The organism is Streptomyces sp. NPDC051322 (assembly GCF_040689485.1).
Taxonomy (GTDB): Bacteria; Actinomycetota; Actinomycetes; order Streptomycetales; family Streptomycetaceae; genus Streptomyces.
Map to the genome: position 1 here is coordinate 90,696 of NZ_JBFBAK010000017.1, position 16,067 is coordinate 106,762.

The window sequence follows — 16,067 nt, forward strand, 5'->3', positions numbered from 1 at the left end:
CGAAGCCGACACCGTCACCGTCGCACTGGAAACATAGTCCCCCGCACCATCCTTCGTCCCCGACACCGACGCCGACACATCCGGCGCAGTCGTGTCATCTCCGGGGGCCGCTGTCACGGTCAGTTCACCGGACATCATGTGACCGGGCATCGAGCAGAAGTAGCGGTAGACGCCAGGGGTCAGGGTGACCTGGGCCGTGGCTCGGCCTCCGCTGGAGTCCGAGGGGCTCGCCTGGAGGTTGAGGCTGACGTCGATGTTGTAGTCAGGGTTGGAGGTGTCGAAGGTCAGCGTGTGTGGCATCCCCGTCGTGTTGCCGGTCGCCGCGCTGTTCTCGAACACGATCGTCGCCGGGCCGGCCACCGCGGTGGCGGGAGCGGACGTGTATCCCATGTAGCCGTCGCCGGCAGTCCAGGTGAGCACCTGGGTCGATGTCGTGGCGGCGGAGCGGTTCATCGCCGCGTACGCGGCCGGTGCGGCCAATGAGAACGCTGTGAGGACTACGGCCACCAGCGCCACCAATACCGCGTGCGGGCTGAACCGGCCTCGCGGCGCGGGTCTGGAGGGGGGCGGATCCGTCTGGGCATGGAGCAGTCTTCTGATCACCGCTGTACCTTTCGCGAATCGCTTGTGCGTTACGCGTACGGATACGCGGTAACGCCGGGTGGACGACCAGCCGCCGGGACGGCGGCTTCGTGGCCCGTTCGGCCGGGTGCCGCGGGGAGTCCGGTCCGGGGCGGCGGTGGCGCACTCCGTCACCTGACCGGCGGGCTGAACTCAACGGGCAATGGGTGTACTTCGGGTGGTCGCCGGGCGTGATGACGACGGCCCGGCCGCGGTCGACGAACGAACAATCGTGGTCCGCTCCTCTCATACCGGAGCGGTGGAGCCGCAGGCCCGCGCACGGGGCTCGCCCACCATTCCCGGATTAGGGCAACGATGGGAAGCTACCGGTCTTTTGACGGTGCGCCAAGATGTATTGCCACATCCCAACCAACTTTGCCCTGCGTCTGGAAAAACAGGAGGACCGCCGCTACGGTGAGGCCGTCCCCGGGGCTCAGTCGGCCTCGCCGCCGAACCAGTCTCTGCCGCACCGGCGCACCAGCCAGGCCGGACGGCTCGAAGACCGAGGTAACGACCTTTTTCCGGCCCCACGGGGCCGGAGGCCCGGCGCACCACCGCAAACCGCCGCGACCGGCTGTGCTGCCGGGGACGGCGCGCTCACGACCACGAAACGGCCTTCAGGCACTTGTGCCTGTCGAGGATTGGAGAGCGATGACCGACTCAGGCGTAGGCGCGCGACGTCTCTTCTCCCGGCGATCGTTCGCCACGGGAGCTGCGGCCGCGGCCGTCGTACCCGCAGTGCTCGGCAGCACCGCCGCCGCGCCCCTGGACAAGCCCACACCGCATGGCAACGGCGGCAAGGCCGGCAGCATGACGCTGTACATGGAGAAGCTGCCGAACGGGGAGATGGGCTACGGCCTCCACCCCGGTGAAGCGTCGATTCCGGGCCCGCTCATCGAGCTGACCGAGGGCGACACCATGAACATCGAGGTCGTCAACAACCTGGATGTCGCCGCCAGCCTGCACGTACACGGACTGGACTACGACACCGCCAGCGACGGCACGAAGATGAACAGCAGCGTCGTCCAGCCGGGCGCACGGCGAACCTATGTCTGGCGTACTCACGCCCCGGGAAGACGCCACGACGGAACCTGGGAGGCCGGAAGCGCCGGCTACTGGCACTACCACGACCACAATGTGGGCACCGAGCATGGCACCGACGGGATCAGAAAAGGCCTCTACGGCCCCGTGGTGGTGCGACGCAAGGGCGACGTGCTGCCTGACAAACAGTTCACGGTCGTCTTCAACAACATGACGATCAACAACACCATCGCTCCCGACACCCCCACCTTCAAGGCCGTCCGCGGCGAGCGGGTGGAGTTCATCATGATCACTCACGGCGACTTCTTCCACACCTTCCACGTGCACGGTCACCGCTGGGTGGACAACCGCACCGGGATATTGCAGGGCCCGCAGGACGTCAGCCGGGTCATCGACACCAAGACCACCGGCCCGGCGGATTCCTTCGGGTTCCAGGTGATCGCCGGCGAACGGGTCGGCTCGGGCGCCTGGATGTACCACTGCCATGTCCAGAGCCACTCGGACATGGGCATGTCCGGAATGTTCCTGGTGACCGAGGCCGACGGCACGATCCCCGGCGGATCGCCCTCCATGTAGCGAAGCGAGCCGTCCCGTCACGCACCCCGTCCGCATCCCCGAATCCCCACCCGCCACGCCGGCTTGACGGCCTGACGGGCCTGTACAGCCTGCCGCCGGCCGGTCCCGGGTCATGAGGATCCGGGGCGTCCGCGACCTCACAGGATCCGGCGCCCCGGCCGTCTCCGGAACGTCCTGATGGCCGAGCCGGATCCGCCTCAGCCGGCGCATGCCGGGCGAGGCCCGTGCGGCAGCCCTGGTTCCACCCCCTGGCCAGTTTTCCGTTATCGGATCGAGTCAAGGAGCAACTATGGGCCGAAGAGACCGGTTCACCCTGTCACGACGAAGCGGAGCGCCGCCGTCGCGTCCCGTGCAAACCCCTCGTCACACGCGGTCCTGGCGCCGCGCGGTCATCCTGCTGTCCAGCACGGCGCTCGCCCTGGGACTGACCGCGATGCCGGCCATGCAGGCACAAGCCAAGCCGCCGTCCGGACACAGCCAGGACGAAGGTCCCAGCACGGAACCCCTGGTGAACGTCCTGGTCTTCCACGGACCGACCGCCCAACAGGACGATCCGGTCGCCACCGCCGCATCGGCGATCAAGGAATTGGGGCAGCAGAACGGCTTCTCCGTGCACGAGTCGGAGGATCCGGGCGTCTTCACCGCCGACAACCTGGCCCGCTACCGTGGCGTGGTCTTCCTATCGGCCAAGGACGTGACGCTCACCTCTGACGAGGAATCCGCATTCCAGGCGTACATCAAGGGTGGGGGCGGCTTCGTCGGCGTTCACGATGCGGCCCGTGCGCAGTCGGGCTCCAGCTGGTTCACCGGTCTGATCGGAACCCGGCCGGCCGCCAGCCTTCCCGCCTCCGAGAAGGTGTCGGAAGCCACGGCGAGCGGCGACAACCCGCCCAACGAATCGAAGGACAAGCTGTTCGACGGCAGCGACAGCACCAAGTGGCTGACCTTCCAGAAGACGGGCTGGGTCGCGGCCAAGATGGCGCAGCCGGTCGCGGTGGCCCAGTACGCGCTGACGTCGGCCAACGACTTTGCGGGCCGGGACCCGAAGGCCTGGACGCTTCAGGGCTCGCAGGACGGGAGCAGCTGGACGACGCTGGACACCCGGACCGGGGAGACCTTCACGGACCGATTCCAGACCAAGCAGTACAAGTTCTCCAACACCAAGGCGTACCAGTACTACCGGCTGAACGTCACAGCCAACGCCGGGGAGTCCGCGACTCAGTTGGCGGAGCTGCGGCTCTTCGGGGACAACCCGGCGCCGGCGCCCGAGACCAAGGTGCAGAAGGCCGTCGTGGACGTCACCGACCGGCAGCACCCGGCGAACAAGGACCTGCCTCTCAAGTGGACCCGGTCCGACCAGTGGATGAACTGGGACCCGAACCCGAACGGCACGGTCCAGACTGTCGCCCAGGTCGAGGAGAACACCTACGACCCGGGCCCGGCCGGCAACGGAGCCTTCCATCCCGTCTCCTGGTGCCGCGACTACGACGGCGGCCGGTCCTTCTACACAGGCATGGGCCGCACTCAGGACAGCTACACCTCGGACACGAAGTTCCAGAGCCACCTGCTCGGCGCCATCGAGTGGACGACCGGAATGGTTCGCGGCGACTGCCAGGCGACCATCGCTTCGAACTACTCGATCGACAGGCTCACGGCGAAGAACCAGGCGGGCCAGCTCGACCAGATCGGCGAGCCGCACGGCTTGACCGTCGCTCCTGACGGCAAGACGTTCTACATCGGCAAGGCGGCCTGCCCCGGCGGACCCATCCCCGACTGGAACGACCCCAAGGTCGGCCTCGGCTGCGGCACGATCCACCAGTGGGACCCCAAGACCAAGCAGGCCAAGCTGCTCACCACGCTCGACGTGATGGGCAACCGGGGCAGCGGCGACGAGCTGGTCAAGAACGAGGAGGGTCTGGTCGGCATCACGCTCGACCCCAAGTTCGAGCAGAACGGCTGGATCTACGTCTACTGGATGCCGCACGAGTCGGTCGACCGGGACAAGCAGACGGGCCAGCGCACCGTCTCGCGGCTGACCTACGACCTCAAGAACCAGTCGATCGACAAGAGCACCCGCAAGGACCTGCTGCACTGGACCGCGCAGATCCACAGCTGCTGCCACACGGGTGGCGGCATGACCTTCGACAACGATGGCAACCTCTACGTCGGCGTCGGTGACGACAACTCCTCGCAGGGAGCCGGGGCCGGCTACTCCGGGAACAACTGGACCAAGGACTACAAGGGCCTGTCCTTCCAGGACGCCCGCCGCACGGCCGGCAACACCAACGACCTCAACGGCAAGATCCTGCGGATCCACCCCGAGCCCGACGGCACGTACACGATCCCCAAGGGCAACCTGTTCACCGGTCAGGAGGAGGGTGGCGGCAAGACCCGCCCGGAGATCTACGTCATGGGCGTCCGCAACGTCGCACGGATCGCCTGGGACAAGGCCAACAACTGGCTGACCGCGGCCTGGGTCGGCCCCGACGCACCGACGCCCGACCCGGAGCTCGGACCGGCCAAGTACGAGACCGCGACCATCATCACCTCCGCGGGCAACCAGGGCTGGCCGTACTGCATGGGCAACAAGCAGCCCTACCGTGACCGCAGCAACACCGACGCCAGTGTGCTCACCGGCTGGTACGACTGCGACCACCCGAAGAACACCTCGCCCCGGAACACCGGACTGGTGGACCTCCCACCGATCCGCAGCAACATGATCTGGTACTCGCCGCAGGGCGGCGGCGTGGACTACCCGAAGCGCAGCGACGGCAGCGGGCTGCCCACATACGTGCAGAGCGACGAGAAGTACACCGAGCCCTACCTCAAGGGCGGCGGCCAGGCCATCATGGACGGCCCGACCTACCACCGCTCGGAGGTCGACACCAACAGCGGTGTCGCCTGGCCCTCGTACTGGGACAACAAGTGGTTCATCGGTGACGAGTCCAACGCCAACAACCGCGTCGCGGTCACGGTCACCGCGGACAACGTCAAGGACCAGTCCCAGCCGGCCTTCGGCGAGGATCTGCGTCAGATCCTCCCCGGCGGCATCGGGGACAACAAGGTCCAGAGCTGGATGGACGCCAAGTTCGGCCCGGACGGCGCGCTCTACATGCTCGACTACGCGGGCGGGTTCTTCAGCCTGGACCCGAACCAGAAACTGGTCCGCGTCAGCTACCACGGTGGCCCGGCCACACCGAACCCGAGCGACGCCTCGGGCCGTGCCGTCGAGCAGAGCAAGCCGCGGACGATCCAGTTCTCGGCCGCGAAGGCGGGCGGCGTCTCCTGGGAGTGGAACTTCGGTGACGGCCGCCAGCCGTCGCACGAGCCCAACCCCACCCACACCTACGCCGATTACGGCACCTACCACGCCACACTCAAGGTGACCTACGCCAACGGTGAGCAGTCCACCGGGAAGATCGACGTGACGGCGGGCTGCAAGGCGCCCGACGCCCGTTCCACGGTCCGGTTGCTCGACACCGACACCGGTGTGGCCAACCACAAGGTCGGCGGCGGTTGCACCATCAACGACCTGATCGACGACGAGGGCAGCTGGCCGAACCACGGCGCGTTCGTCAGCGACCTCAACGACCTGGTGAACCAGTTCCGCAAGGACGGTGTCATCGACAACCACGAGGCGGCGACACTCCGCAAGAAGGGGGCCCAGTCGCCCATCGGCAAGACGCCCGGGTACAAGTCCCTCTTCGACGGGTCGGCAAGCAGTCTCGCCGGATGGAGCCAGGCGGGCGCGGGCCAGTTCTCGCTGCTGCCGGACGGCACCCTGCGCAGTTCCGGCGGCATGGGCATGCTGTGGTACAGCAAGCAGCAGTTCAAGGACTACTCGATCAGGCTGCAGTTCCGGGATGTCGCTCCGGAGGGCCACCAGGCCAACAGCGGTGTGTTCGTGAGGTTCCCCGATCCGCGGACGCCACTGGCCGAACGGCCCGAGGGCTGCAGCACGACGGGAGCTGCCCGCACCGCTCAGGAGTGGGTCGCGGTCTACTGCGGCAACGAGATCCAGATCTACGACGGAGACAGCGGCGAGCCCCAGAAAACCGGCTCGGTCTACAACTTCGATCCGAACGACCTGGACCATGCGAGGGTCACCCCGAAGGGCCAGTGGAACGACTACGAGATCCGGGTCGTCGGGCAGCACTACACGATCATCCGCAACGGCGTGGTGATCAACGAGTTCGACAACACGCCCGGCAAGTCGTCGTCGCGGGCGGGCGATCCGTCCACGGACCTGCGTCAGTTCTTCAGCGGTTACGTGGGACTGCAGAACCACAGTGACAACGACCTGATCGAATTCCGCAACATCCGGGTGCGGAACCTGTAGAAGGAACGGCCGGTGCCGGGCACCGGGCGACAGCCCCGTGCCCGGCTCTTCCGCGACAGCGGACAGCGTGACCGGGGACCACACGCCGAACCACTGCTCGGCGCCCCACTCCTCGAACCATCGCATCACGAAGAGGCCGATGCGCCACCGGAGCAGCACCCGGCCAGATACCACCGGCGGCTTCGCTCGATCGGCGGCAGTGGCCTGGCAGCACGCGGGAAGTCCGCGTTCACTTGTCACGGTCGGGGCGGCCGCGCCGAGCTGCTGTTGGTACCCGGAGAGACAGGACGCGCTGCTTATGGTCACTGGCGATCCCACTCCGCCGCCCATATCCGAGGATGACCCGGACGTCGGGGCGGGCGTCGTGCGGAGGCGAGCGATACGCATCATAGGGCTGAGCACCGCCGCCCTCGGTGTCGGTGCTGCCGTGGCCGTGCTCATCACCGCCACGACAGAGAGCCGCCGCGTCGCCGCACACCGGCACGCGTCATCGACGGGTGTGCCCCCGCGCACCGCGCTGGATCCTGCCGCGTTCGCTCCCGGCGCGTGCGTGGTATTCGCACCCACCTCGGGCAACCGGCATCGCACCGTCTTCCTCGACGCCGGACACGGCGGCCCCGATCCGGGCGGCCAGGGCGTGACCACTACGGGCCGGCGGATCGACGAGAAGACCGAGACCCTCGCCACGGTGCTGGACACCACACGGCTCCTGCGTGCTGACGGTTATCGGGTGGTGGTCTCCCGCACCGGGGACAGCGCGGTCGCTCGCCTTTCCGGCAGCGACCTGTCCGGAAGTGTCATGTCGACCAGTGGCGAACGCAAGGACCTGGTCGCTCGCGCCCGGTGTGCGAACCTCGCCGGCGCCGCCGCGCTCGTGTCAGTCCACTTCAACTTGGACGGCTATGCGAGTACCGGTGGCGCCATCACCTTCTTCGACGCCGACCGGTCGTTCTCCGCCCGGAGCCGGACACTCGCCGGTCTGCTGCAACGCGACATCGTCGCGGCCCTGGCGGCCCACGGCTGGCACGTGTCCGATCGAGCGGCCACCAGCAACAGCACCGGCGGCAGCACGCTGACATCGGAAGCCGCCGCCTACGGCCACCTGATCATCCTCGGGCCGCGCAAGCAGGGCTACAACGACCACCCCTCAGCCATGCCCGGCGCGCTCGTCGAACCGCTGTTCATCAGCAACCCGGCCGAAGGGAGCATCGCCCACAGCCGAACCGGCCAACAGGCCATCGCTGCCGGCATCGCACGCGCCCTCGACCAGTTCCTCACCACACCGTAAGCCGCCCTTGTCCAACCGGCGCCGGCTCCCGGCTGACCTGCGGTCCTGGATGACACCTGGGACAATCGGCGGTGGATCCCAGCCTGCTGATCCCGGACCCCTGCAGTGCGGGTGGGAGGAGCGTGTCATGCGCAACAAGAACCTCACTCTTCACCACGTACGGACCAAGGGAGGCATCGTTCGCCTGCGGCTGGAGGCGTTCGGTTGCCGTGAGGCCCCACAGGTGCGCGACCAGCTGCTGATCTTCCTCAATCGCGGGGCGAAGGGCCTTGTCGTGGACCTGAGCGCCTGTAGCGTCGTCTGTCCCTGCTGCGCGGTACCGGCGCTGGTTCGCGCCCACCGCCGAGCCCGGGCGCTGGGGACAGCCTTCAAGGTCATCGCCCCCAGCAGCGCGGCCGCCCGCGGCCCCCTGGACAACGCCCGCCGCACCAGCCCGGACCCCTTCCCGGTCGCATGACAGCAGCCCGGCCGCAGGAGGAAGGTCTCGCTGGAGCGGGCGGCCGGTCGCGACGTCCTACCGCTGCCACCCGGGCGCTCGCCCGGCACCGGATCAAGCCCGGGGCAGCCGGCCTGGAGCGTGTCTGCACCTCTCGTTCCCAGGTCGCACAGCGCGTACAGAGGGCTGACGACTGCGCCGCGCCGCTTCTTCGTGCGCCAAGGACATTGGAGCAAACGCCGAACAACCGCGCCGTCAGCTCAAAGGGCTCCATCCCCGCCGCTGAACGCCCGCGACCCTGTGCTCAACCTTCCCCGACCACCCGAAGGCTTCCGGCACGCAACGAGTGCTGTGGGTCAGTCCGGGCCTGAGTGCTCCGCCTCGTCGTGATGCGGCGGGGCCGAGCGCTGCCGGCGGCAGTGGCTCATGTGACAGACCCGGTGTCGGCGTCCCGTGCGAGACGTCAACTCCCGTGTGAGGGGCGTTCTTCGACACCTCTATGGACACCGTGCGAGACGACGTGCTCTCATGCTGAGTGCGCAATTTCCAACGTTGAAATGGCCGCCGGACCTTGCTTCCAGAGAACAGCGCGACTCAGCACCGCCACTGCGAGCGGGCCCTCGGTCGCCGGGACCTTCCCTCGCAGGACGGACAAGCCGCCCGGCCGACAGGAGAACGGAGTGCTTATGCCAGTCATGACACCGAGACGCCGGCAACGATCAACGCAGCGGCAGGTGGGGGTCGCCGTTGCCCTTGCCACGGCCGCGGCGATGTCACTGGGCAACACTGGTTCCTCGGCAGCTGGAGGTCCGCGGAGTGACCGGATTCCGACCGTTTCGTCGGGGGACGCCCGCTTCGAGATTCTGTCGCCCACTCTCATCCGCACCGAGTACGCGGGGGATCATGAGTTCACCGATCAACCGACGTTCAACGCGATCGGTCGCGACGGGTTCACACCGGCTTCTTACAGCTCTACGACGTCCGACGGCTGGCTCACCATCAAGACGAGCGCCATGACCCTGCGCTACCGAGTCGGCTCCGGGCCGTTCGACGCCAAAAACTTCTCCCTGCAACTGGCCGCCGGCAGCTCACCGGTGACGGCCGCCCCCTGGCAGCGCCTGACCTGCGCGCTCGGCGCGTTGTGCGAGGCCGAGGATCTGCAGCTCAACGGGGTCTCCTTGGCCTCGGACCACGGTGGCCATACCGGAAGCGGCTTCGCGGCGGGCTTCGAAGGCACCGGCAGTTCGGTGTCCTCTGACATCGATGTCAGCGACGGCGGGAGCTACCAACTCGGCCTGCGGTACGCGAACTCCCTCGGCGGCGACGGAAAGACCGATACCCGCACCCTGACCCTGACCGTGGACGGCGGCGGGCAGCAGACAGTGAGTCTGCCGACCACGGCGAACTGGGACACATGGAATCTGGTCACCAAGAGTCTCCAGCTCAGCGCGGGTCATCACACCATCGCCCTGACCCGGACCGCCTCGGACTCCGGTGACGTCAACCTCGACAGCCTGGCGCTCGTCCGGCCGGGCGACCCGTACCCGCCTGTCTCGACAACAGCGATCCCGGACTGCCGTTTCGGCGTGAGCTGCGAGGCGGAGGCGGCGCGGATCGGCGGCACGGCAGCCAGTGCAACGGACCATGCGGGATACGCCGGCAAGGGCTTCGTTGCCGAGCTCAACCAGGGATCGAGCTTGTCGACCCATGTGGTCGATGTTCCCGCCGACGGCAACTACACCCTGCGAGTGCGTTATGCCAATGGCGCAGGCAGCGACGGCCGGCACCAGACGCGCACGGCCACCGTCAGCACAGACGGCGCGACCGACGCCCTGACGTTTCCCGCCACAAAGGACTGGGACGACTGGCAGACAGCCTCGATGCCGGTGGCCCTCAAGGCAGGTGCCAATGACATCAGCCTCAGCTGCCCCGACACGGCGAGCTGTCACGTCAATGCGGACACCCTCTCCGTGACCGGCCCGAAGTCGGACGCACCCCCGCCGCACCTCCCCCTCGGCGGGTATCGCCGGGGCTTGGACGGAGTGACCGGCAATGCCCCTCTCGTGACCACGCCGGGCCTGCTCAACAAGGACGGATGGTATCTGCTGGACGACACGCCATCGGCCCTTTACGACACCGCGGCGAAAAAGGTCACCCAGCGTTCCGGCCACGGCGGCGCACCGTACCAGGACGGCTATGTCTTCGGTTTCGGACACGATTACAAGCAGGGACTGACGGACCTGGCCACCTTGACGGGGCCACCGGCGCTGCTGCCTCAGTGGGCTTACGGCGTCTGGTACTCGGAGTACATCGACCGGACCGCGGCGGACTACAAGAACAAGATCCTCCCGGCGTTCCGGTCCGAGGGCGTCCCCCTGGACGTCCTGGTAACCGATACGGACTTCAAGGCCGTGAATTCCTGGAGCGGCTGGGAAATGGATCCCGCCAAGTTCCCCGATCCCCCAAGCTTCTTCGACTGGTCGGCCGCCCAGGGACTGCACAACACACTCAACGTGCATCCCAGCATCCTCGCCTCCGATCCACAGTTCGCCCAGGCTCAGGCCACCGCCAAGGGCAAACTGACCAAGGGAGGCTGCGCCTCGGGCGCCAACGTCCAGGACAACTGCTACACCTTCGACTTCGGTGACCCTGACCAGCTCAAGGCTTACATGGACCTGCACCGGACCATGGACCAGCAGGGCAACGACTTCTGGTGGCTGGACTGGTGCTGCGACGCGTCGCAATCGTCGCTGCCGGGCGTAACCCCGGACGCATGGATCAACCAGCAGTACGCCTCGGCCAACGACCGGGGATTCGTCCTTTCCAGGGCCTACGGCTCACTGCAGGCCGGCGGTTACAGCGGCCAACAGGCATTGCCGACCGGTCCGTGGGCGGACAAACGCACCACCGTCCACTTCACCGGTGACACATCCTCCACCTGGGGCACGCTCAAGCTGGAGGTCGGCTACACCCCGGGCGAGTCCGCCGCGACCGGGATGTCCGCCATCACGCATGACATCGGTGGCCACAACGACACGACGGGACTGACCGGTTCGGAGACGTACACCGACGGCGACACCTCCCGCACAACGTCCAAGCTGCCGGATGACCTGTACGCTCGCTGGGTCCAGTTCGGAGCCTTCCAGCCGATCGACCGCTTGCACAGCAACCACAGCGACCGGCTGCCCTGGCAGTACGGGACCGCGGCGCGGAAGTCAGCCGACAACTTCCTCAACCTCCGTGAAAACCTGGTGCCTTACACGTATTCACTCGCTGAGGAAGCGCACCGTACCGGTGTGCCTGTCGTCCGCCCCACCTACCTGGAATACCCCAACGAGCCGCAGGCGTACGCTGTCGCGAACAGCGAGTACTTCTACGGCTCCGACGTGCTGGTCGCCCCGGTGACCACGCCCGGTGACTCCGCCACCACTTCGGTGTGGTTCCCGCCCGGCCAGTGGACCGACTACTTCACCGGCAAGAGCTACACCGGCGGAACCACCCACGACGTCACCACCGACCTCAACTCGATGCCGGTGTTCATCAAGGCGGGCGGCATCCTGCCCACCCGCACCCACGACGTCACGGACAACGACCGGAATCCCCTGACCGACGTCACCCTGACCATCGCCACCGGCGCCTCGGGCTCGTACAGCCTCTACGAGGACAACGGGACCACGACACGAAAGAGTCAGAGCGCCACGACAACCATCCGCTACGGGCAAACCGGATCGCACCACACGGTGTCGATCAGCCCGGTGAGGGGTTCCTTCCGCGGCCAGGTCAAGAAGCGCCAGTGGACGCTTTCACTCTTGGGAACCGAGGCACCCAGCAAGGTAGCCGTTTCCGGGACTCGGCTTTCGCCGAAGGCATACCACTGGGACGACCGTACCGGGACTTTGACTATCACGGTCCCGCAGCGCAGCGTCCATGCCCCCCTCACCGTCACCTACTGAGGAAGGACACAGACAGCCTCTGCCTGCGGCCGCCTGCGGACCGGCGCACACTGCGCTCCGCCGGCGGCCGCGGCGGCACTCTTTGCTTCTGGACTGGTGCCCAGGGGCCTCAGGAGTAGATCTGGACCTCCACCAGTCCCGCCGCCCATGTGGCGGAATTGCCGTTGTGGTCGTTGATGACCTTGGAAACGCTCAAGCGTACGTACCGGTAGGTGCCGTGAAGGCTGTCGCTGGTGAAGCCGACTGTGGTGTTGCTCGAACGGTCCGTCAGCGTTGTCCAATTGGTGCCGTCGGCGCTGCCTGAGACCGTGTAACCGCAGTAGGTTTCGGATCCGTTGTAGGAGCGCCAGCTGATGTCGATGCGACTCAGGCTATGAGCCGATCCCAGGTCGGCTGTCCAGGCGAAGGGAACTGCGGCCGGTTGGAAGTACGAGGAACTGTCGCCTGTGGTGTTGAGGTTGAAGAAGTTTCCGTCGTTTGCGACGGTGCCCGCGTGAGTGTCATCACTCGCGGTTGCAGTGACGGGTCGGCCTTGCGAGAGCAGGGTGTTGTTCGGGCCTTTGATGGCGCCGGTTGAGAGATTGACCGACCAGCTCGGGAGGTACTGCATCGACGCTTGGGGGCTCTGGCCGTTCGCGTCGGTGAACGACAGCGGAAGCCAGACGTAGGCGGAGCTCCCCAGCGCTGCCGGGTTCCACCGGTCACCCATGTAGATGTAGCGGTCGGGGCCTGTCTTCGTGGGGACGGTGAGAATGTTCGCGGGCTGGCTGTAGAAGGTGGTGTTGTTGGCCACCGGCGCGAGCTCCGACCATCCGTTGGGGTCGCCGGGATCCTTGGTGTACGCGAACATGCACTGATTGGGGTACCAGCCGGACTGGGCGGAGGTCAGCAGGAAATAGTGGTCGTGCACCTTCACCATGGCCGGCGCTTCGCGCCGCTTGCCGGCGAACAGCGTGTAGGAGTTGGCCCAGTCGACGTCCTGGTAGTTCTCGGTGAGTCTGTACACGCGCATGTCGGTGCTGTTCTGGGTGGAGACCAGGTAGGCGGCGCGGGAGTCGGGGTCCTCGTAGACCGTGAAGTCGCGCGATCCGTAGCCGTACAGGCCGTCTGTGCCGGTATAGGTGGGGTCGACGCTGGTGGAGGCGATGCTGCCGGCGCCGGGACGGAAATGCCGTTGGAAGACGTAGTCGCCTCCAATGGTGTCGCAGGTGGCCACCATGAGGTGCGAGGCGCTGTAGTCCTGTCCGTCTTCCCAGTGTGCCCACAGGACGTACTTGCGGGCAGCCGCGTGGTAGATGAGCTTCGGGCGTTCCACCGTGCAGGAGTTCAGCGCTGCGGCACTGTCCTTGGTCAGGATGTGGTTGACGAAGGTCCAGTTGAGCAGGTCGGTGGAGCGGTACAGCGCGAGCTTGGAGAAGCGGGAGCTGTTGTCGCTCTTGTCTTCACCGACCCAGTAGTAGTGGGCGCCGACTTTCAGATAGCCGCCACCGTGGGCCTGTATCCGGTTTCCGCTGGTGTCGTGCCAGGTGTCTCCCACCGGGAAATCCCTGTAGCGGGAAGTTGCCGCGGAAGCCGGTGAGACGCCCACCAGCGGCACGGCTGCAGCGAGCACGCTCAGCGAAATGCTTCCCAGGAACAGGCGGCGCGAGGGGCCTGAGGGGGACGGCTGGGGATCGGTGTTACGGGTCATGGTGATGCGGCTCCTTGCCAGGTAGGGGTTGACGGCGCGGTACTTCCAGCCGGAAGAACCCCGAAACAGAGATAGTGGCCACGCCTGCCCGGCCGCCAGGCTTCGACCACACCCGATGCGAAGCATTCATGAACACACATCGGCTTCACCGGTCGGCGCCGACCTTGGGCAGCAGCGGCTCGTTCGCAGCTCACGGATCGTCATCAACACACCACTGCCTCGGCCGGGTCACTCCTCGGGCCACTCCCCCGGTCAGAAGTTCTGAGCCTCTGGACTCGTTTCTTCAGGTGCGAGCCAGGCGAGTGCGGCCGCGACGAGGGTTTTGATGCCGGTATCGAGGGTGGGCTGCATCACGGGGGCGAAGGCGGGGCTGTGGTTGACCGGGATGTCCTGGGAAATGGTGCCCTTCTTCTGCGCGGCGTCGTAGAGGCCGGAATCGATGCCGCCGATGCACCAGTAGGTGAACGGGGCGCCGAAGGCATGAGGAATCTCGCTCATGTCCTCGCTGGCCGTCTGCAGTTCGGCCGTGCGCGCGTCATCACCGAAGCAGGCGGCGAAAGCCCGGGCAACGGTGTCGGTGGCATCCTGGTCGTTGATCGTGGGCGGGAACGACGACAGGTGCTCGAATTCCGGCTCCTTGGGGGCGTCTCCCCCTGCGGCCTCGGCCCGTACGATCCGCTTGATCGAGGCAAGTACCTGCTTGCGGACGGCCGGATCGTACGTACGTACGTTCAACTGGAGCACAGCGCGGTCGGGGATGACATTCGGGCCCGTACCCGACTGGATGCTGCCGACCGTAAGGACAGCGGGGGTGGTGGCCGCCAGTTCGCGGGAGATCACCGTCTGCAGACGCACGACGCACATCGCTGCCATGACCACCGGGTCGACGGCTGCCTGCGGGGACGAACCGTGGGCCCCCCGCCCGTGCAGAGTGATGCGCAGGCTGTCGGCAGCCGACAGGAAGGACCCGGTGCGGGTCGCGACGTATCCCGCGGGGTAGGGCAGCACGTGCTGCGCAAGTACGACGTCGGGCCGAGGAACCATGCTGGTCAGACCGTCCTCGATCATGGCCCGGGCACCGTCGCCGTTCTCCTCCGAGGGCTGGAACAGCGCGACCACCGTTCCCCGCCAGGCGTCACGGCTCTTGGCCATGAGCTGCGCGAAGCCGACCAGGCATGCGACGTGCACATCGTGACCGCAGGCGTGCATGACCGGCTGCTCGACTCCGTCCCTGTCGGTGACGGTGACCGTGGAGGCGTACGGCAGACCGGTGTTCTCCCGCACCGGCAGCGCGTCCATGTCCGCCCGGAGCATCACCGTCGGGCCGTCTCCCCGGGTGAGCACACCGATGACACCGGTGGTGCCGATGCCCTCGGTCACCTCATAACCGCACTCCCGCAGGGCCCCGGCGACCTTCCCGGCCGTGCGGTGCTCCCGCAGGCCGAGTTCCGGGTGGGCGTGAAGGTCCTTATAGAAGTCCTCCACGCCGGCGCGGAGGTCGTCAAGGCCGGTGAGCACTGTCCCTACGCTGTTCGCCATGTGGTTCCTTCGCGGGTTTCGCCCGCCTGCGGGCGTAGGGGGGCGCTCAGGGTCGGTCGCGCTACCGCCTCCCGCCAGGGGTGAGCGCGGCGAGCCGGGAGCGTGGTTGCCAGTCCAAACCGTTGGGCAGGCCCCAGCCGAACCGCACGGCGGCAAGGCGCAGAACAAGGGCGTGCCAGAAACACGGCATGAGCCTACGAGCACCCCGGCCCATCGCGTCGCTCGTGAACGTCCCGGTGTGTCGAGTCCGTACCCGGACCCCCCGGCGATGGGTATCTGCCGCAGCCACCGCCGTACTGGTGCGGACGTCGCCGAAGCCGGCCGCACGAGTATGCACCGAAGCGCGGGGCGGGGTGTTGCTGTGTTCGGGGTGTGACGCGCAGTGGGAAATCGGGGGTGCGAGGGCGGGGGTTTGTGAGCTCGGGCATAGGGTCCGCGTCACACAGGACCGCGCCTAGTAGACGGACGGCCGGGCTTTCCCCCCTGTCGCACGGCCTCCCCCACCCCCTGTCCGTTTTGTCACTATCTGGGGTCGTAGGTCACACAATTGCCAGCGGCCAGGACCGTCTCGCAAGGTGTTGGAC

General features: G+C 67.1%; 8 protein-coding genes. 5 read left to right on the forward strand and 3 right to left on the reverse strand.

The features are described 5' to 3' along the window. The coding region (locus AB0436_RS29010) for a plastocyanin/azurin family copper-binding protein (RefSeq protein ID WP_366470918.1) at positions 1 to 507 on the reverse strand (507 nt) is incomplete at its 3' end. Positions 508 to 1,272: 765 nt separating this feature from the next. On the opposite strand from AB0436_RS29010, the gene AB0436_RS29015 reads away from it, so the two are divergent. From AB0436_RS29015 to AB0436_RS29035, 5 genes are all read left to right on the forward strand, one after another. Next, positions 1,273 to 2,238 carry a multicopper oxidase domain-containing protein gene (locus AB0436_RS29015; protein WP_366470919.1) on the forward strand — a complete coding sequence of 322 codons (966 nt, stop codon included), beginning with the start codon at positions 1,273 to 1,275 and terminating at the stop codon, positions 2,236 to 2,238. A 349-nt stretch (positions 2,239 to 2,587) separates the two neighbouring features. Further along, on the forward strand, positions 2,588 to 6,577 hold the full coding sequence (locus AB0436_RS29020) for a ThuA domain-containing protein (protein WP_366470920.1): 3,990 nt from the start codon (positions 2,588 to 2,590) through the stop codon (positions 6,575 to 6,577). A gap of 427 nt (positions 6,578 to 7,004) precedes the next feature. Beyond that, the gene (locus AB0436_RS29025) at positions 7,005 to 7,865 is read left to right on the forward strand and encodes an N-acetylmuramoyl-L-alanine amidase (RefSeq protein WP_366470921.1); all 861 of its coding nucleotides are present in this window, start codon (positions 7,005 to 7,007) and stop codon (positions 7,863 to 7,865) included. 127 nt (positions 7,866 to 7,992) lie between these two features. Then, on the forward strand, positions 7,993 to 8,322 hold the full coding sequence (locus AB0436_RS29030; RefSeq protein ID WP_365852451.1) for an STAS domain-containing protein: 330 nt from the start codon (positions 7,993 to 7,995) through the stop codon (positions 8,320 to 8,322). Positions 8,323 to 9,071: 749 nt separating this feature from the next. Further along, a complete protein-coding gene (locus AB0436_RS29035) occupies positions 9,072 to 12,254 on the forward strand; it encodes a TIM-barrel domain-containing protein (RefSeq protein WP_366470922.1) in 3,183 nt (1,060 codons plus the stop codon). Between the two features lie 109 nt (positions 12,255 to 12,363). Here the strand turns inward: AB0436_RS29035 and AB0436_RS29040 are convergent, their stop codons facing one another. Next, complete coding sequence (locus AB0436_RS29040) at positions 12,364 to 13,944, reverse strand: family 43 glycosylhydrolase (RefSeq protein ID WP_366470923.1); 1,581 nt, start codon at positions 13,942 to 13,944, stop codon at positions 12,364 to 12,366. Positions 13,945 to 14,196: 252 nt separating this feature from the next. Then, positions 14,197 to 15,483 carry a M20 family metallopeptidase gene (locus tag AB0436_RS29045; protein WP_366470924.1) on the reverse strand — a complete coding sequence of 429 codons (1,287 nt, stop codon included), beginning with the start codon at positions 15,481 to 15,483 and terminating at the stop codon, positions 14,197 to 14,199. Positions 15,484 to 16,067: the final 584 nt, after the last annotated feature.

Excerpts from the sequence above, each read along its gene's own strand:
- AB0436_RS29015 (WP_366470919.1), top strand. The coding sequence starts at position 1,273 with ATGACCGACTCAGGCGTAGGCGCGCGACGTCTCTTCTCCCGGCGATCG.
- AB0436_RS29030 (WP_365852451.1), top strand. The coding sequence starts at position 7,993 with ATGCGCAACAAGAACCTCACTCTTCACCACGTACGGACCAAGGGAGGC.
- AB0436_RS29035 (WP_366470922.1), top strand. The coding sequence starts at position 9,072 with ATGTCACTGGGCAACACTGGTTCCTCGGCAGCTGGAGGTCCGCGGAGT.
- AB0436_RS29040 (WP_366470923.1), bottom strand. The coding sequence starts at position 13,944 with ATGACCCGTAACACCGATCCCCAGCCGTCCCCCTCAGGCCCCTCGCGC.
- AB0436_RS29045 (WP_366470924.1), bottom strand. The coding sequence starts at position 15,483 with ATGGCGAACAGCGTAGGGACAGTGCTCACCGGCCTTGACGACCTCCGC.